This is a genomic window from Pseudomonas sp. LW8 (assembly GCF_041956865.1).
GTDB classification, from domain to species: domain Bacteria; phylum Pseudomonadota; class Gammaproteobacteria; order Pseudomonadales; family Pseudomonadaceae; genus Aquipseudomonas; species Aquipseudomonas siliginis.
The window spans coordinates 2,911,014-2,926,000 of the sequence record NZ_CP168138.1 but is presented as its reverse complement, the minus strand read 5'-3'; the positions used below and the strand labels follow the sequence as shown (position 1 = coordinate 2,926,000).

At 60.8% G+C, this 14,987-nt stretch carries 13 protein-coding genes; 7 read left to right on the top strand and 6 right to left on the bottom strand.

Translation table 11 applies throughout. The annotated features are described in order from the left end of the window. Nucleotides 1-35: 35 nt before the first annotated feature. Nucleotides 36-2,162, top strand: coding sequence for a TonB-dependent siderophore receptor (locus tag AB9L16_RS13345; RefSeq protein WP_056786113.1), 2,127 nt, complete (start codon nt 36-38; stop codon nt 2,160-2,162). Between the two features lie 235 nt (nt 2,163-2,397). After that, complete coding sequence (gene gabP, locus AB9L16_RS13340) at nt 2,398-3,804, top strand: GABA permease (RefSeq protein WP_236168789.1); 1,407 nt, start codon at nt 2,398-2,400, stop codon at nt 3,802-3,804. Here gabP and AB9L16_RS13335 read toward each other — a convergent pair. Together AB9L16_RS13335 and AB9L16_RS13330 are read right to left on the bottom strand one after the other, a co-directional pair. Then, nucleotides 3,801-4,013, bottom strand: coding sequence for a hypothetical protein (locus AB9L16_RS13335; RefSeq protein WP_041480326.1), 213 nt, complete (start codon nt 4,011-4,013; stop codon nt 3,801-3,803). The two genes, gabP and AB9L16_RS13335, sit on opposite strands and share 4 nt — an antisense overlap. A gap of 18 nt (nt 4,014-4,031) precedes the next feature. Beyond that, the gene (locus AB9L16_RS13330) at nt 4,032-6,083 is read right to left on the bottom strand and encodes a pyridoxamine 5'-phosphate oxidase family protein (protein WP_375123738.1); all 2,052 of its coding nucleotides are present in this window, start codon (nt 6,081-6,083) and stop codon (nt 4,032-4,034) included. Between the two features lie 284 nt (nt 6,084-6,367). Between AB9L16_RS13330 and AB9L16_RS13325 the strand changes: the two genes are divergently transcribed. After that, nucleotides 6,368-6,997 (top strand): glutathione S-transferase family protein, encoded by a 630-nt coding sequence (locus tag AB9L16_RS13325; protein ID WP_252886230.1) that lies wholly within the window; start codon nt 6,368-6,370, stop codon nt 6,995-6,997. A 153-nt stretch (nt 6,998-7,150) separates the two neighbouring features. Continuing rightward, a complete protein-coding gene (locus tag AB9L16_RS13320) occupies nt 7,151-8,071 on the top strand; it encodes a LysR family transcriptional regulator (protein ID WP_375123737.1) in 921 nt (306 codons plus the stop codon). 27 nt (nt 8,072-8,098) lie between these two features. Here the strand turns inward: AB9L16_RS13320 and AB9L16_RS13315 are convergent, their stop codons facing one another. Both AB9L16_RS13315 and AB9L16_RS13310 read right to left on the bottom strand, forming a co-directional pair. Next, nucleotides 8,099-8,875, bottom strand: a complete 777-nt coding sequence (locus tag AB9L16_RS13315; protein ID WP_071172489.1) for an alpha/beta fold hydrolase — start codon at nt 8,873-8,875, stop codon at nt 8,099-8,101. 155 nt (nt 8,876-9,030) lie between these two features. Continuing rightward, the gene (locus tag AB9L16_RS13310) at nt 9,031-9,936 is read right to left on the bottom strand and encodes an AraC family transcriptional regulator (protein WP_375123736.1); all 906 of its coding nucleotides are present in this window, start codon (nt 9,934-9,936) and stop codon (nt 9,031-9,033) included. A gap of 125 nt (nt 9,937-10,061) precedes the next feature. Here AB9L16_RS13310 and rclC point away from each other — a divergent pair, with 125 nt between their 5' ends. Both rclC and AB9L16_RS13300 read left to right on the top strand, forming a co-directional pair. Next, nucleotides 10,062-10,637, top strand: coding sequence for a reactive chlorine resistance membrane protein RclC (gene rclC / locus AB9L16_RS13305; RefSeq protein WP_252886228.1), 576 nt, complete (start codon nt 10,062-10,064; stop codon nt 10,635-10,637). 30 nt (nt 10,638-10,667) lie between these two features. Further along, complete coding sequence (locus AB9L16_RS13300; RefSeq protein ID WP_258706714.1) at nt 10,668-10,895, top strand: DUF2790 domain-containing protein; 228 nt, start codon at nt 10,668-10,670, stop codon at nt 10,893-10,895. 1 nt (nt 10,896) lies between these two features. Here AB9L16_RS13300 and AB9L16_RS13295 read toward each other — a convergent pair whose 3' ends face one another. Together AB9L16_RS13295 and AB9L16_RS13290 are read right to left on the bottom strand one after the other, a co-directional pair. Next, entirely contained in the window at nt 10,897-12,138 is a 1,242-nt protein-coding gene (locus AB9L16_RS13295; RefSeq protein WP_375123735.1) for an MFS transporter, read from the bottom strand. A gap of 118 nt (nt 12,139-12,256) precedes the next feature. Then, the gene (locus AB9L16_RS13290) at nt 12,257-13,390 is read right to left on the bottom strand and encodes a lactonase family protein (protein WP_375123734.1); all 1,134 of its coding nucleotides are present in this window, start codon (nt 13,388-13,390) and stop codon (nt 12,257-12,259) included. A 274-nt stretch (nt 13,391-13,664) separates the two neighbouring features. On the opposite strand from AB9L16_RS13290, the gene AB9L16_RS13285 reads away from it, so the two are divergent. Further along, complete coding sequence (locus AB9L16_RS13285) at nt 13,665-14,957, top strand: Nramp family divalent metal transporter (protein WP_371857525.1); 1,293 nt, start codon at nt 13,665-13,667, stop codon at nt 14,955-14,957. Nucleotides 14,958-14,987: the final 30 nt, after the last annotated feature.

Here is a 14,987-nt window from a genome sequence, read left to right as displayed (position 1 = left end):
CTTCGTTCTGGCCTATTCGTAAAGGTTTTCACCTCATGCGTCGAACTCTGCTTTCCATTTGTGTGCTGCAGGCGTTGTCTTCTTCCTCGTGGGCTGAGTCAGCCGAACCGACTTCTTCAACGCTTGAGCTGGAAGCCACCGATGTGGTCGGCACAGCGGATTACGAACGGGCAGACGGCCCGGTGCAAGGCTACCGCGCGACCCGTTCGGCCAGCGCCACGCGCACCGACACCTCGATTCATGAAACCGCGCAATCGATCAGCGTGGTGACCAAGGATGCCGTTGAAGACCTCGGCGCGACGCGTTTGCAGGATGCGCTGGATTACGCCGGCGGCGTCGGGCGGGCGAACAATTTCGGTGGGCAGGGCCTGACCACGTTCACCGTGCGTGGCTTCACTACGGGTGAGTTCTACCGCAACGGTTTCCCGATCAACCGTGGCTACCCGAACATGCCCGACGCCAACACCATCGAGCGTCTGGAAGTACTGCGCGGTCCGGCGACCATGCTCTATGGCCGTGGCGACCCAGGCGGTACCTTCAACGTGGTGTCGAAACAGCCGTTGCCCGAGCGCACCGTTACGTTAGGCAGCCAGTTGAACGACCAAGGCATGAAGCGCGGCACCCTCGACGCTTCCGGTCCGCTCGATGAAGAAGGGCGCCTGGCCTATCGCTTGAATGTGGTGGGCGAGGGCGGCGACACCTTCCGCGATCATGTCGAGACCGAGCGCTACGGCATCACGCCGGTGCTGACCTGGCAGGCCACCGATGCGACCAAGCTGATTTTCGAAGGCGACTTCATGCGCAACAACGCGCCGCTCGATCGTGGCGTGACGCGCTACCCGGCGCAGATCGGCACTGCCTCGCGCGATACCTTCTTTGGCGAGAAGGACGTCGGCAAGCTGCACAACGACAACAACATGGCGCAGTTGCGTTTCGAGCACATGCTCAACGATGACTGGACCCTCGGCGGTGGTTTCCAGTGGCTCGACGGCTCGCTCAAGGGCAACGCGATCGAGGCCAACGGCATCGCCGCTGACGGCCGCACGCTGGGGCGCAACTTCAACTACCGCAAGCTGGAATGGACCGACAAGGACACCCAGCTCAACCTCACCGGGCATTTTGATACTGGCGGTCTGCAGCACACCTTGCTCACCGGCATCGAGTACGAAGATTACGATTACAAGTCGATCATCCAGCGCTCCAGCGGCGCGGTCAGTGCCTACCCGATCGACATCTTCAATCCGGTTTACGGCCAGCCACGCCCGGCGCTGACCCGCACGCCGACTCATGACAAAGAAAATCTCAAGACCTACGCAGCGTTCGTGCAGGATCAGGTCGCCCTGACCGACAAGCTGAAGGTGCTGGCCGGTGCGCGTTTCGAGCGCTTCGAGCATGACTACGAAACCTACGTACCCGGCGGCAAGAGCTGGCAGGCCAGCGACAACGCCGTCACCCCGCGTATCGGCGTCACCTACGACCTGACCGAAACCCTGGCTGTCTACGCCAACACCGCGCGCTCGTTCAAGCCCAACACCGGCGCCAGTCGCGAAGGCGGCGGCTTCGCTCCAGAGAAAGGCAAGTCCTACGAGATGGGCGTGAAGTGGGAGGCACTGGATCAGCAGTTGAGCGTCGACGCGGCGATCTACCAGATCGAAAAACGCAACGTGCTGACCACCGACCCGGTAGATTCGACCTTCAGCGTCGCTGCCGGTGAAGTGCGCAGCCGTGGTTTCGATGTCAACGTCACCGGCAATCTCACTCCGGAGTGGCGAGTAGTCGGCGGTTACGCTTACGTCGACGCCGAGGTGACCAAGGACAACACGCTGCGCTCCGGCACCCGTCTGCTGAACATTCCGAAGAACAGCTTCAGCCTGCTCAATATGTACGAGTTCCAGGACGGCACGCTCAAAGGCCTTGGCCTTGGCACCGGCCTGAAATACGTCGACGAGCGCGCGGGGCAGACGGCCAACACCGCGTTTTCCATGGGCAGTTACACCGTGGTCGACCTGCTGAGCTTCTACAAGGTCAACGATAAAGTACGGCTCAACCTCGATGTGAAAAACATCTTCGACCGCGACTACGAAGAAGGCGCCTTCGGCAACGTTTACGCCTACCCGGGCGCGCCGCGAACCGTGCAGGTGGGGATTTCCTACACGCTGTAAATCGCCGCAGCGGTTGCCGCCGACTCATGGTGGCCTGAGAGTGGCATGTCGAAATCAGACATCGGCATGCCGCACTCAGGCTAGTTGGGCGGCGGTCGGGCCACGTAAGGTGAAGCATCATTTCGTCGGCAAAGCGTCTGCGTCGCAGCTTTCGCCTGATGTCGGCACCGGAAATGATGATCGCCTGACGCACAGTCAGTGACCCAAACGTCGATCATGAGAACAATAAGAACCCATGACTAGCCTGAACCCCAAGGACTCCAACGGTCAGTTGGCGCAAGGTTTCAAACCGCGTCACGTCACCATGCTTTCCATTGCCGGCATCATCGGCGCAGGACTTTTCGTTGGCTCAGGCCACGCCATCGCCGCCGCAGGACCTGCGGTGCTGCTCGCTTACCTGTTCTCCGGTCTTTTGGTCGTGCTGGTGATGCGCATGCTTGGCGAAATGGCCGTGGCCCATCCCGACACCGGCTCGTTTTCCACTTACGCCGATCAAGCCATCGGCCGCTGGGCCGGGTTCACCATTGGCTGGCTCTACTGGTGGTTCTGGGTGCTGGTGATTCCGATCGAAGCGTTGGCCGCCGGGCATGTGCTCAATCAGTGGTTTCCCCAGGTCGATGCCTGGTTGTTCGCTTTGCTGTCGATCGTGCTGCTGGTGATCACCAATTTGTTCAGCGTGTCGAAATACGGCGAGTTCGAATTCTGGTTCGCCATGGCCAAGGTCATCGCGATCATCGGTTTCATCGGTCTGGGTTTTGCGGTGCTGATGGGCTGGATTCCCGAACGCGAAGCCAGTGGCTTGAGCACGCTGATGGCCGAGCACGGCGGCTTTGCGCCGAACGGCATGTCGGCGGTGGTCGGCGCGTTCATCACCATCATGTTCAGTTTCATCGGCACCGAAGCGGTGACCATTGCCGCTGCGGAGTCGAACAATCCGGCGCAGAACATCGCCAAGGCCACGCGCTCGGTGATCTGGCGCATCGGCATCTTCTATCTGCTGTCGATCTTCGTGGTGATTTCCGTGGTGCCGTGGAATGACCCGCAACTAGCCTCGGTCGGCTCCTACCAGCGCGCACTGGAACTGATGAACATCCCCAACGCCAAATTCCTCGTCGACGTGGTGGTGTTGATCGCGGTGGCCAGTTGCATGAACTCGTCGATCTACATTTCCTCGCGCATGCTCTATTCGCTGGGCCGACGCGGCGATGCGCCGCCGGCATTGAAGGTGACTTCGGCGGCCGGCGTGCCACGCGCGGCGGTGATCGCCAGCACGGTGATCGGCGCAGGCGTGACGTTACTCAGCTATTTCATGCCGGCCGGGCTGTTCCAGTTCCTGCTCGCCAGCTCCGGCGCAATCGCCTTGCTGGTGTATCTGGTGATCGCCATTTCGCAGTTGCGCATGCGCCGCCGACTGGAACGGGAAAAGGTCGAAATGACCCTGCGCATGTGGCTGTTTCCCTGGCTTACCTGGCTGGTCATCGCCTTCATCTGTGCGGCTTTGGCAGTGATGATGATCACCCCTGAGCATCGCCTGGAAGTGACTTCGACCATTGGCTTGGCGCTGCTGATTTCCTTCGTCGGATTGATCAGCAGCCGCCAGCATGGGCCGGCGGGCAGAGTGGCGGCGGTGAGCAAAGCCTAAGCAAACAACGCCTTCAGCCCACGGGAAAACCAGCCGTTCGGGCTCGAAGGCAGATGCTCACGTTGATTGAATGAGCCCGTCAACGCGCAGGTTTCACCGGCGAGTGAACCCATCAATTGCGGCAGCAAAAAGCTGCGTTCGCATTCGCTGGCGGACAGTCCGGTTTTCTCTTGCGGCCAAACGACGCTGGTTTCGGCAAACGGCTTCATGGCACACCTCCTCAACATTCAAACATCCAGCACCAGGGTGTCGCTGCCCTGCGCCGGGGCGGCGCAGCAGATCAGCACTTCGTCATCCGCCAGACGCATGGCCGGCGGGGTGAGGTAATGCACCTGGCCGCTGGTAAGGCGGGTTTTGCAGGTGCCGCACGAGCCGCCGCGACAGCTGAACTCAGGATTCAAGCCACGCGCCTCGGCCAGTTCCAGCAAGGTGCCGCTGCCCGGTTCCCAGCGTGCTTCCTTGCCGGACGTGGCAAACAGCACCTTGACCGGCTCTTCCGCGACCGGCACTTGCGGCGGCGCCGGGGTGCTGATTTCGACATCGCGGATCAGCGTCGACGGGCCGAAGGTTTCGGCGTGGATGCGATCGTCCGGGATGCGCATTTTGCGCAGGCCGTCGTACAGCGCCTGGGTAAAACTGCCCGGGCCGCACAGGTAGAAATCGTAGTCATCCAGCGGCAGCAGGCTCTTCAGCAAGGCGATGTCGATGCGCCCGGCATGATCGTAACCCTGCGCTGTTGCTTCCAGCGGCGGCTGGCTGACCACGCGCAGCACCTTGACCTTGTCACCGGCGCGTGCAGCCAAGGCGTCGATTTCTTCGCGAAAGGCCAGATCCTCGACGGTGCGACTGCTTTGCACGACCCAGGTCGGGCGCATGCGGCTGATGCGTTTGCCCTGATAGACCACCTCGCGCAGCATCGACAGCAACGGCGTCACCCCAACCCCGGCGGCCAATAGCACCAGTGGCCGGCGTTCGGTGGCGTCAACGGTGAAATCGCCTTGCGGCGCGCGGGCTTCGATCAAATCCAGTGCCTGGACCCGATCATGCAGATGCGAGGATACCGAGCCATCGCGTTTGACGCTGATACGCAGAAACTCGTCCGACGGCGCGCTGGACACGCTGTAGGTGCGGATCGACGCGGCATCCTGGCCGTCGAGCAAGACCTTGATCGGCAAGTGCTGGCCCGGTTCGAAGCGCGGCAGGCCGAAGCCGTCGTTGGCTTGCAGGTAAAACGAACGGATCTGCGGACTCTCATCGACCACCCGCGTGACGTGCAGCGCGCGCCATTGATTGCGCAGCGCCTCGGCCTGCAAACGCTCGCGGGTCTGCTCCCAGCTGCCGGTCATTTGCGAATTGGGCGAATCGCCTTGCGGCTGCTCGGCCCAGCGTAGTGGCAATGCGGCCTGACGGTAAACGATGCGCTGCGGCTTGAAGCGCCACAGGCGCTCGGCGCCCTGGAACGCGGCGATTTGCGGATCGTCGAGCAGCACTTCTGCGCTGCCGGTCATCTGCAACAGATCGCCGCTTTCAAAATCGATGAAGGTCAGCCCGGCGCGCGGGTTGAGCAGGATGTTGCCCAGGGTGTTGAAGAACAGATTGCCGGAGAAATCCGGGATGGTCAGGGTGCCGTCCTCGTCCATATGGACGAAACCGGATTTGCCGCCGCGATGGGACACATCGACCTGGCGCTCACCGTCGCGCACCACATAAGTGGCCACGTAGAACGAATCGGCGGCGGTGATCATGTCGCGCACCAAGGGTTCGCTGACAGGCAGGTCGAGCGCGGTGTCGGTGGTTTCGTCGACGAACGCGTAATGGCGCAGATTGATGTAGCGCGGGCAGTTGCCGTAAGCCTGGGTCACGCCGATCTCAAGAATGTTGTCATCGCGGCGGCTGATGTTGCCGTTCATGCGATTGCGCCGACGGGTGTGCAGCTCGATGCCGAGCATGCCGATCGCGTCGCCGGGCTGCAGGCCTTGATTGGCCGGGTCATTGGGCTGGGCGTCAAGTTTGATCTTCAGAACCTGTGGTGACGGCGAATCCATGAACCCCGGTTGACCGGTGCGCAGCGTCGCCCACGGGTCGCCCTGGCCATCAACGGCGCCGAGCACGACGAAGGGCAGTTGCGCATAGAACTCGCGGTGCTGATCCGGCATCCAGTCGCGGGCCAGTTGCCGCTGGCCGACACCGACCATCATTTCCACCGCGCCGACGGCACGTTGCAGGGTCAGCTCACCTTCATGCCAGGGCGAGGGCTGCGGTTTCGACGCTGTGTCCATTTCGATTCTCCTCGGGTGCAAACGGGCCGGTGAGCCGCCAGGGGCTGAAGCTCAAGTGGGCTCATGTTCGCCCTCGGCCGGTTGCGAGGGAATGGCCAGAAACTGCAATCCACTGTTTCACGCGGTGAAATGATCCCTACGCGCGCCTAAGGACGAGGATGATTATTTCACTGGCTGAAATGCTCGATTGTATTTGCTGAGGATTCCGCGATTTGCGGCAGGGGAGCAGGATGAGCCCATCGACACGATCAGCGGGTCGACCTCAAATAATCCAGGAGCACGTCATGTCCCAGTCAGCCGTCAAACTGTACCGCCATCCGTTGTCCGGCCACTCGCATCGCGTCGAGTTGATGCTGTCCCTGCTTGATGTTCCGACCGAACTGGTATTCGTCGACCTGATGAAGGGCGCACACAAAACCCCTGAATTCCTCGCCCTAAACCGTTTCGGCCAAGTGCCGGTGATTGACGACAACGGTACGGTGCTCGCTGATTCCAACGGTATTCTTGTTTATCTGGCGAGCAAATACGGCAACGGCCAGTGGCTGCCGAGCGATCCGGTCGAACAAGCCAAGGTGCAACGCTGGTTATCGGTAGCTGCCGGGCAGATCAGCTCCGGCCCGGCCACGGCGCGCTTGATCACGGTGTTCGGCGCCGGTTACGACGCGGCTGATGCGATCAAGCGTTCCCACGCTTTATTGCAAGTGATGGAAGACGAGTTGGCCAACAGCGCATTCCTTGCCGGCGACAAGGCAACCGTTGCCGATGTGGCCGCCTACACTTACGTAGCCCACGCACCGGAAGGCAATGTCTCGCTTGAGGATTACCCGAATGTGCGGGCGTGGCTCGGGCGGGTCGAGGCGCTGCCGAAATTCGTTGGCATGCAGCGCACAGCGGTGGGCCTGCAAAGCGCTTGATATCAGCACACGCCAAAAAAACTTGTGGGAGCGGGCTTGCCCGCGATAGCGGTGGGTCATTCAGCATCGTTGTTGACTGACAGGACGCCATCGCGGGCAAGCCCGCTCCCACAGGGTCGGTGGGTTTTCAAAGTCTTCGACAGGTCCCCAGCTATGGATCGTTTTCAGGAAATGCGCATGTTCCTGGCCGTGGCCGAGGAGGGCGGCTTTGCGGCGGCGGCCCGGCGTTTGAACACCTCGCCCCCCAGCGTCACCCGCGCCATTGCCGCGCTGGAACAACGCATCGGCACGCGCCTGTTGTCGCGCACCACACGCAGCCTGCACCTGACCGAAGCCGGGCATCGTTATCTGGACGATTGCCGAAGAATTCTGTGCGACGTCGACGAAGCCGAAGAGGCGGCCGCCGGCAGTTATCGGCTGCCCTGCGGGCACTTGAGCGTGACCGCGTCGGTGTTGTTTGGCGAGCTGTTCATCGCGCCGTTGCTGGCGCAATACGTCGATGCGTTTCCTTCGGTGCATCTGAAGGCCTTGCTGGTTGACCGCGTGGTGAACATGGCAGAAGAGGGTATCGATGTTGCCGTGCGCATTGGTCATCTGCACGAGAACAATCAGCATGCAATCAAGGTCGGCGAGGTCCGGCAGGTCATCTGCGGTACGCCCGATTACTTCGCCCGGTATGGCCGACCGCAACATCCGAACGAGCTGAGCCGCGCCAATATCGTCATGTCGTCCGCCAGTCATTTGCTCAGCGATTGGCAATTCGCCCATGCCGATGGCCCGTTGAGCTTTCGCTTCGAACCGCGTCTGGTGGTCACCGCGAATCAGGCGGCGATCAACATCGCCAGCTCCGGTTGGGGCATTACCCGGGTGCTGTCCTATCAAGTCGCCAGCCAGGTTGCGGCCGGTGAACTGGAATTGGTGCTGGAGGCCTTTGAGCCGCCGGCGTTACCTGTGCAACTGGTCTATCTGAAACATCCGCGCGTACCGGCGAAGGTGCGCACGTTTGTGGATTTTCTCAGCGAGCGGCTGCAACACCACCCAGCGCTGAAAGCCGTGAACAGAGTTCACGGCTAACGCTTGAAGGCTCAACTCAGCGCTGGATCACTTCGCGGCCGCAGCGGTTTCGATCAGGCTGGCAACGGCTTTCGGGTTGGACACCATCACCACGTGCGAAGCGCCTTTGACCACGACGGTCTGCTTGGAGTGCGCGCGCTCGGCCATGAACGCCAAGGCTTGCGCCGGGATGTTCTTGTCCTGGTCACCGTAGACGAAGTACGACGGCACGGTTTTCCATGCAGGCTCGGTGGCGGCTTCGTTGAGCGCGGCGACGGTCACCGGGCGTTGCGTGGCGGCCATCAACTTCGCATCTGCCTGAGACACATCGGCAGCGAACTGATCGTGGAATTTGTCCTGCTGGATGTACAAATCCTTGCCACCATCGGCCAGCTCAACCGGGGCCGACAGGGTCGGGCCAAGGGTGCTGCCGGGGAAACGCCCGGACAATTCGGCTGCGGTTTCACCCTTTTCCGGTGCAAAAGCTGCGACATAAACCAGCGCTTTGACATTGGCATTGCCGTAAGCGGCTTCACTGATCACCGGGCCACCGTACGAGTGGCCGACCAGTACCACCGGGGTTTTCACACTGGCCAGTACATCCGCCACTGATTGCGCATCACCCTTGACCGAGCGCAGCGGGTTCGCGGCGGCGATCACCGGATAGCCATCCTTCTCGAGAATCTTGACCACGCCGTTCCAGCTGCTCGAATCGGCAAAGGCACCGTGCACCAGCACCACGGTAGGTTTGACCGGCGCGGCGAACGCAGCGGTGGCGCCGAACATGGCGGCGGTAAGGGCGAGGGTTGCGAAGACTTTGTTCATGGTGATGTCCTGTCGATTGGTTAAGGTAGGAATGGAAGCGACAGTGGTATTTAGCGCGCTAAATGTGTCAGTTGTGTGTGCGCACGGCCGAACTTCGCATGCGTGTGTATCTGTGTCGGCGAAAGCTACACGCTGATACAAAGCGATCCATTCAATCAGATCGCGCGGCGGACTTTGCCCGGGGCCTCGCCGTAGATTTCCTTGAATTTCTTGCTGAAGGCAGCCTGCGACTGATAGCCGACCTGCACGGCAATGTCATTCAGGCCCAGATGCGAATGGCTGAGCAGACTGAACGCCAGCTCCATGCGCAATTGAGTCAGCAGCACCCACGGCGACACGCCAGCGACCCGGGCGAAGGTGCGCATGAACGTCGCGCGGGACATGTTCGCGGTGTCGGCCATGGCTTCGATAGTCCATTCGTGCGCCGGGTCGGCCAATATCGCCTGACAGGTGCGGCCGAGGCGCTGGTCGCCGAGCAGCGCCAGGGTGCTTTTGTCGTGATCGGCACGGGCCAGGTACGCACGCAGGATCAAGGTGAACAACGCTTGGGACAGTGAGTCGAGGAGGAACCGTGCACCCGGCTGTTCGCTGTCGGCTTCGCTGCGCAACAGCGCAATCAGGGCGGTCAGCGGCTGATCGACCGGCAGGCCATCGTTGGCAATCAACAGGTAATCGGGGAGGGCGGCGAACAGCATCGATGCGCGGTTGTAATGAAAGCCACCGCAGAGCATGTCCAGATCGGCGCTCGCGCCGCCCAGCCGATAGATCGGCAACACCCCGCCGGGAATCAGCGTTGGCAGCATTGGCGCTACATCTTTACCGCCGCTGTGCAGCACATGCGGCGTGCCCCGTGGCAACAGCAGAATATCGCCGGCGCGCATCGCCAGGCGTTGCCCGCTGGCCAGTTCCACCCGGCATTCACCTTTAAGCACGATGTGATAGGGCGCCTTGCCAAAGGCTTCCTGTGGGTGATCACGTGCCCAGTCGCCTTGGAACTGGCAACGCAGATCGAGGCTGCCGCGCACGCTGGCCAGGCTGATGAGCTTATCGAGCGAGTTCATTGGCACCCATTACGAAGGAATCCGCAAAGTTGAGACGATTGAGCAAGACGTTGAGCATGACCGACAAAAGCGCGATTCGATAGCACCGCAGACTGACTCCACTTTCATTGATCTGGAGACGTCGCATGTTCACCTCAATCAACGCCGGACTACAACAGCTCGGCAAACTCGATCGCCTCGGCATCCCGCTGATGCGCGTGGCCATCGCCATCGTGTTCCTGTGGATCGGCGCGCTGAAATTCGTCCCGTACGAAGCCGACAGCATCACGCCCTTCGTCGCCAACAGCCCGGTGATGTCGTTCTTCTACGAACACCCGCAGGACTACAAGGCGCACCTGACCCATGAGGGCGAGCTGAACGCCGACAAGCGCGCCTGGCAGACCGCGAACAACACCTACGGCTTTTCCACCGGGCTTGGCGTGGTGGAAATTCTCATCGGTCTGCTGGTCCTGTCCAATCCGCTTTCTCGCCGTACCGGCCTGCTCGGTGGCGCGCTGGCGTTCGCTACGCCGCTGGTGACCCTGAGCTTTCTGGTTACCACGCCTGAAGCCTGGGTCGCTGCGCTGGGTGATGGTCAGCACGGTTTTCCCTATCTGTCCGGTGCCGGACGCCTGGTGCTCAAGGACGTCCTGATGCTCGCCGGAGCGCTGCCAATGATGGCCGATTCCGCGCGCCAATTGCTGACTGAACGTCAGGCCTGAATTCCCCATCCTTTATAGAGAGATCACACCATGAAACCGTTTTTTGCTTTGGCCCTGGCCATCCTCGCCGGCAACGTGTTCGCCGCCACCGAACCTGCACAGACCGGCGTGCCACTGGACATCGCCAAAACCATCAGCATCACCGACACCAGCGCCGCCTGCGGAATTGTTCCGGTGGAGGTCGTCTATGAAGACAGCCACGGTCAGCGGCATGTCGCCACTTACAGCGTTTTAGGCAATGGCTGCGGTGGCGATTAGCTCAGGTTTGGCCCATAACCGCAGCGGACTCGATTTTCTCAGTCCGCTGCAGCGTTTCCGGGACACCGATCAACAGCAGCAGGAACGCTGCCGCTGCAACCCCGGCAAGGGTCAGGAATGCCGCGCTGTAACCGGCGGCCTCAACGACAAAACCCGCCAGCCCGTTGCTCAGCGCCGCGCCCAGGCCAAACGCTGTGGTCAGCGCGCCAAGGCTGACATTGAAATGCCCGGAGCCGAGGGTGAGATCCTTGACCATTACCGGGAACAGCGCGCCGAACAAACCAGCGCCGACACCGTCGAGCAACTGCACGGCGACCAGCCAGTACGGATCATCCGAGAAGGTGTAGAGCAAGCCACGCAGCGGCAGGCTCAGAAAACCCGCCAGCAATAACGGTTTGCGCCCCCAGACATCGGCTTTCGCGCCGGCCAGCAGCGCCATTGGCACCATGACCAGTTGCGCGGCTACGATGCACGCCGACGTCAGCGGTGTGGCCATGTGCAAATTCGCTTGGGCGAGTTTCTGGCTCACCAGCGGCAGCATCGCCGCGTTGGCCAAGTGGAACAGCGCGCAGCACAGGGCAAACATCAGCAACGGGCGATTGCTCAGCAGTACCTTGAACCCGGACGGCTGATGGCTTTGATCGCCAGGCTGCAACCCGCGTGCGACGTCATGATCAATCGCCTCGGCCGAGACGAACAGCACGGCAATCACGCTGGCCAGCGCCATGACCGCCATCAGATAAAACACCGCCACCGGACCGAACAGATAGGCAAACAAACCGGCCAACAACGCTGCGCACGCGTTGCCGGCGTGGTTGAACGTCTCGTTGCGACCGGTGCGCCGGGTGAATGCTCGCGGGCCGGTGATGCCCAGGGTGATCGCGGAGATGGCCGGGGCGAAAATAGATGCTGCCGCCGCGCTCAAGGCTTGGGTCAACGCCACCAGACTGAATGACGAAATGAACGGCAGCACCAGACAACTCACCGTGACCAACAGCGCGGCGATGATGACCAGCGCCCGTTTCGCCCGACTGTTGTCAACCAGCGCACCGGCCGGTGTCTGCGTGACCAGCGCGGCGATACCGGCGAGGGTCATGACTACACCGATGCTGGCCGGGTCCCAGTGGTGCACGGCGAGCAAGTAGATGGCGAGGTACGGCCCGAGGCCGTCGCGGACATCGGCGAGAAAGAAATTCAGACTGTCCAGCGAGCGGTTGTTGCGGCGATCGAGATGGCTGATCACGGGGGGCAGTCTCTTGAAAGTGAGGTCTGCGTAAATGTATCAACCTCGGCAAACCTAATGACCGAAGCGGCGGGGGATTAGTTGCAGGACGGCGGAGCAGTTGCTGCTCCGCAGATATTCATGCGTCAGGCGTTTGCAGTATCTCGATCCACAATGCGCCTTTGCCGGATGCCGCTTCACCGACACGCTTCAGCGCGCCATCCTTGCTCACCGCGTACGTACCGACCTTGGCGCTTTTCTCGCCCGTCACCAGCAGCCAGTGGCCATCGGGGGAGAAGGCGATGTTGCGTGGTTGTTGTTCCTGCACTGAGTAGTTATCGAGGAACTTCAGTCCTCCGGTTGCCGGATCCACGGCAAATGCCGAAACGCTGCTGCTGGTGCGCTCACTCATCAGCAGCAGTTTTCCATCCGGCGACATGCGCAGGTCGGCAGCCCAGATGCGCGGGGTCGGGTCGTCTTTGAGGTCGTTGTTGCGCGCATCACGGACTTCGCCGTGGGCCAGTTGCAAACGTTCGGGAATGCCGTTGGCCACAGCGATTTGCGTTAACGCGCCGCTGGCGTCGTCGATTGAAAACGCGGTCACGGTGCCGCTCATTTCACCGACAACGTAAAGGAATTTGCCGTTCGGCGAGAACGCCAGGTGCCGAGGGCCGGTGTTGTCCGGGACGCTGACCGAGCCGCTGCCGATCGGGCTGAGCTCGCCAGTCTTGGCATCCAGGCGATATTGCAGCACCTTGTCGGTGCCCAGGTTGCCAGCGTAGGCAAAGCGATTGCTCGGCTCGGTGCGAATCGAATGCGCGTGCAGGCCGGTCGGATAACGCAGGATGTTGGCGGAAGGTTGCTGATCTTCGCCGATCTTTTGAACGCTGAGGGTGTCGGCGCCGTAGGACGCGGCGAGCAGGTAGCGACCTTTTCGATCGGTCGACAGGTAGGCCATGCTCTCTGCCAGGGGCGCTTGGGTGAATTTTGTCAGGCGACCGCTTTGGCGATCGATCCGGTAACCCAGCACCTGAAAGGGTTTGACGCGCAAGGCTGCAAACAGCACCTTGCCATCCGGGGTGAGCGCCATGGGATTGACCTGATCACCGGCCTGAATCTGTTCGACCAGGGTAAGCGCGCCGTTGCTCTGATCAAGGCGATATTGCGAGATCAGACCGTCGCCGGGGCTTGAGATGTAAGCGTAGGTAGCGGCGTTAGCCGTCACGCTCAACGTGGAGGCGAGCGCAGCAATCAAGAGCGTTCTGTTCATCATTTTCAGCCTTATTGTTGTTGTGATCAGTCATCCTATGAGTGATTGGCAGGGGCATCAATGGCTATTTCGTGAGCCTTATAAGGTCGCTACGCTTATTCATAGGCGCGTATTAGAAGATTTTTATCAGCAAAAATGATCGGAGAGGGTAGTCGCCATTGAGGTTTGACACATTTCTACATACTCTCCTGTTAGCGTTGTTGTACGACATCCTACCTAATGTGCGCACTGCATCAATTCTCACAAAAACAATAACGGAGATACCCCTATGACGAGTATGGCTCCACTCGATCATCAGGCCGCTGCGAAACCGCAAAACCTGTTCCTGCGAACGCTGAAACTGCTCGGCCCCGGCATTATCGCCGTGCTGTCGTGGCTCGGTGCGGGTGACCTGATCACATCCTCCGTGGCCGGTGCGAACTACGGCTACGCCATGATGTGGGTGCTGGCGGTCTCGCTGTTGCTCAGGTACCTGATCGTCAACATCATTGCCCGGTTCCAGCTGTGCAATAACCAGGGCATGACCATTCTGCAAGGCTACGCCCAGCTCAACCCAGTGTTTGCCTGGTTCATGCTGGTTTATGCCTTGTTGATGGGGCACTTGATGAACGCCTACATGATCAAGGGGGCAGGGGAGTCGCTGGCGATGCTGTTCAAGATCGATCAGCCATTGCTGTGCTCGGTGGCGGTGGTGCTGGCGGTCTGGATGCTGGTCGGGCGCAACATCTACACGATGATCGAAGGCGTGATGAAGCTGCTGCTGGCGATCATGACCCTGGCGTTTATCGCCCTGGCGGTGATGTCCGGCCCGGATGTCACAGGCATCATCAAAGGCACCATCGGCTTCAGCATTCCGCCGGACGAAGGCGTGCATGGCGCGTTGCTGGTGGCGGTCTCGGTAATTGGCGCGGTCGCCGGCTCGATCGCCAACTTCGTGCACCCGTATGTCATGCGCCAGAAAGGCTGGACCGGGCCGCAGCACAAGCGCATTCAGCGTAACGATCTGCTGTTTGCGGTGTTCGTCGGGATCATCATCAACCTGGCGATCTGGATTGTTGGCGCGGAAATCCTGCGGCCCAACGGTATCGAGGTGAAAACCTTGGGCGATCTGGGCAAGGCGCTGGAAATCTTCTTCGGCCCGATCGGCTGGTATGTGTTCTTCATCGGCGTGTTCGCGACCTTGTTTGCCAGTATTTCAGGCAAGACCACAGCGTTTCCGATGCTGATCACCGATGCCTTCCAGCATGTTCGTCCTGAGCGCCGCGAGAAGTACGGCAAAGAGTTCCATCACGACCCGATGCACAAGTGGTTCATGCTGTTCATCCTGGTCACGCCGCTGATCTGGTCGATGCCGGGCATGCCGGATTTCGTCACCCTGACCATTGGTGTCAGCGCATTGAACATCATTGGTTTGCCGGTGATTTCCCTGGGCTTGCTGATCATGTCCAACCAGAAATCGCTGCTGGACAAGCAATACCGCAACAACCTGTTTGAAAACATCGCGCTGTTATTTGCCACCGGTCTGGCGCTTTGGGTGGCCTTTCAGCTGGGCGTTGATCTGTTTACTTGATGAGGCGCAGTCGAGGGGGCACACCCCCCC

Bases quoted from the DNA above. Each gene is read 5' to 3' on its own strand.
- AB9L16_RS13290 (WP_375123734.1), bottom strand. From the start codon at position 13,390: ATGATGAACAGAACGCTCTTGATTGCTGCGCTCGCCTCCACGTTGAGC.
- AB9L16_RS13320 (WP_375123737.1), top strand. From the start codon at position 7,151: ATGGATCGTTTTCAGGAAATGCGCATGTTCCTGGCCGTGGCCGAGGAG.
- rclC (WP_252886228.1), top strand. From the start codon at position 10,062: ATGTTCACCTCAATCAACGCCGGACTACAACAGCTCGGCAAACTCGAT.
- AB9L16_RS13330 (WP_375123738.1), bottom strand. From the start codon at position 6,083: ATGGACACAGCGTCGAAACCGCAGCCCTCGCCCTGGCATGAAGGTGAG.
- AB9L16_RS13285 (WP_371857525.1), top strand. From the start codon at position 13,665: ATGGCTCCACTCGATCATCAGGCCGCTGCGAAACCGCAAAACCTGTTC.
- gabP (WP_236168789.1), top strand. From the start codon at position 2,398: ATGACTAGCCTGAACCCCAAGGACTCCAACGGTCAGTTGGCGCAAGGT.
- AB9L16_RS13315 (WP_071172489.1), bottom strand. From the start codon at position 8,875: ATGAACAAAGTCTTCGCAACCCTCGCCCTTACCGCCGCCATGTTCGGC.
- AB9L16_RS13300 (WP_258706714.1), top strand. From the start codon at position 10,668: ATGAAACCGTTTTTTGCTTTGGCCCTGGCCATCCTCGCCGGCAACGTG.
- AB9L16_RS13325 (WP_252886230.1), top strand. From the start codon at position 6,368: ATGTCCCAGTCAGCCGTCAAACTGTACCGCCATCCGTTGTCCGGCCAC.
- AB9L16_RS13335 (WP_041480326.1), bottom strand. From the start codon at position 4,013: ATGAAGCCGTTTGCCGAAACCAGCGTCGTTTGGCCGCAAGAGAAAACC.
- AB9L16_RS13345 (WP_056786113.1), top strand. From the start codon at position 36: ATGCGTCGAACTCTGCTTTCCATTTGTGTGCTGCAGGCGTTGTCTTCT.
- AB9L16_RS13310 (WP_375123736.1), bottom strand. From the start codon at position 9,936: ATGAACTCGCTCGATAAGCTCATCAGCCTGGCCAGCGTGCGCGGCAGC.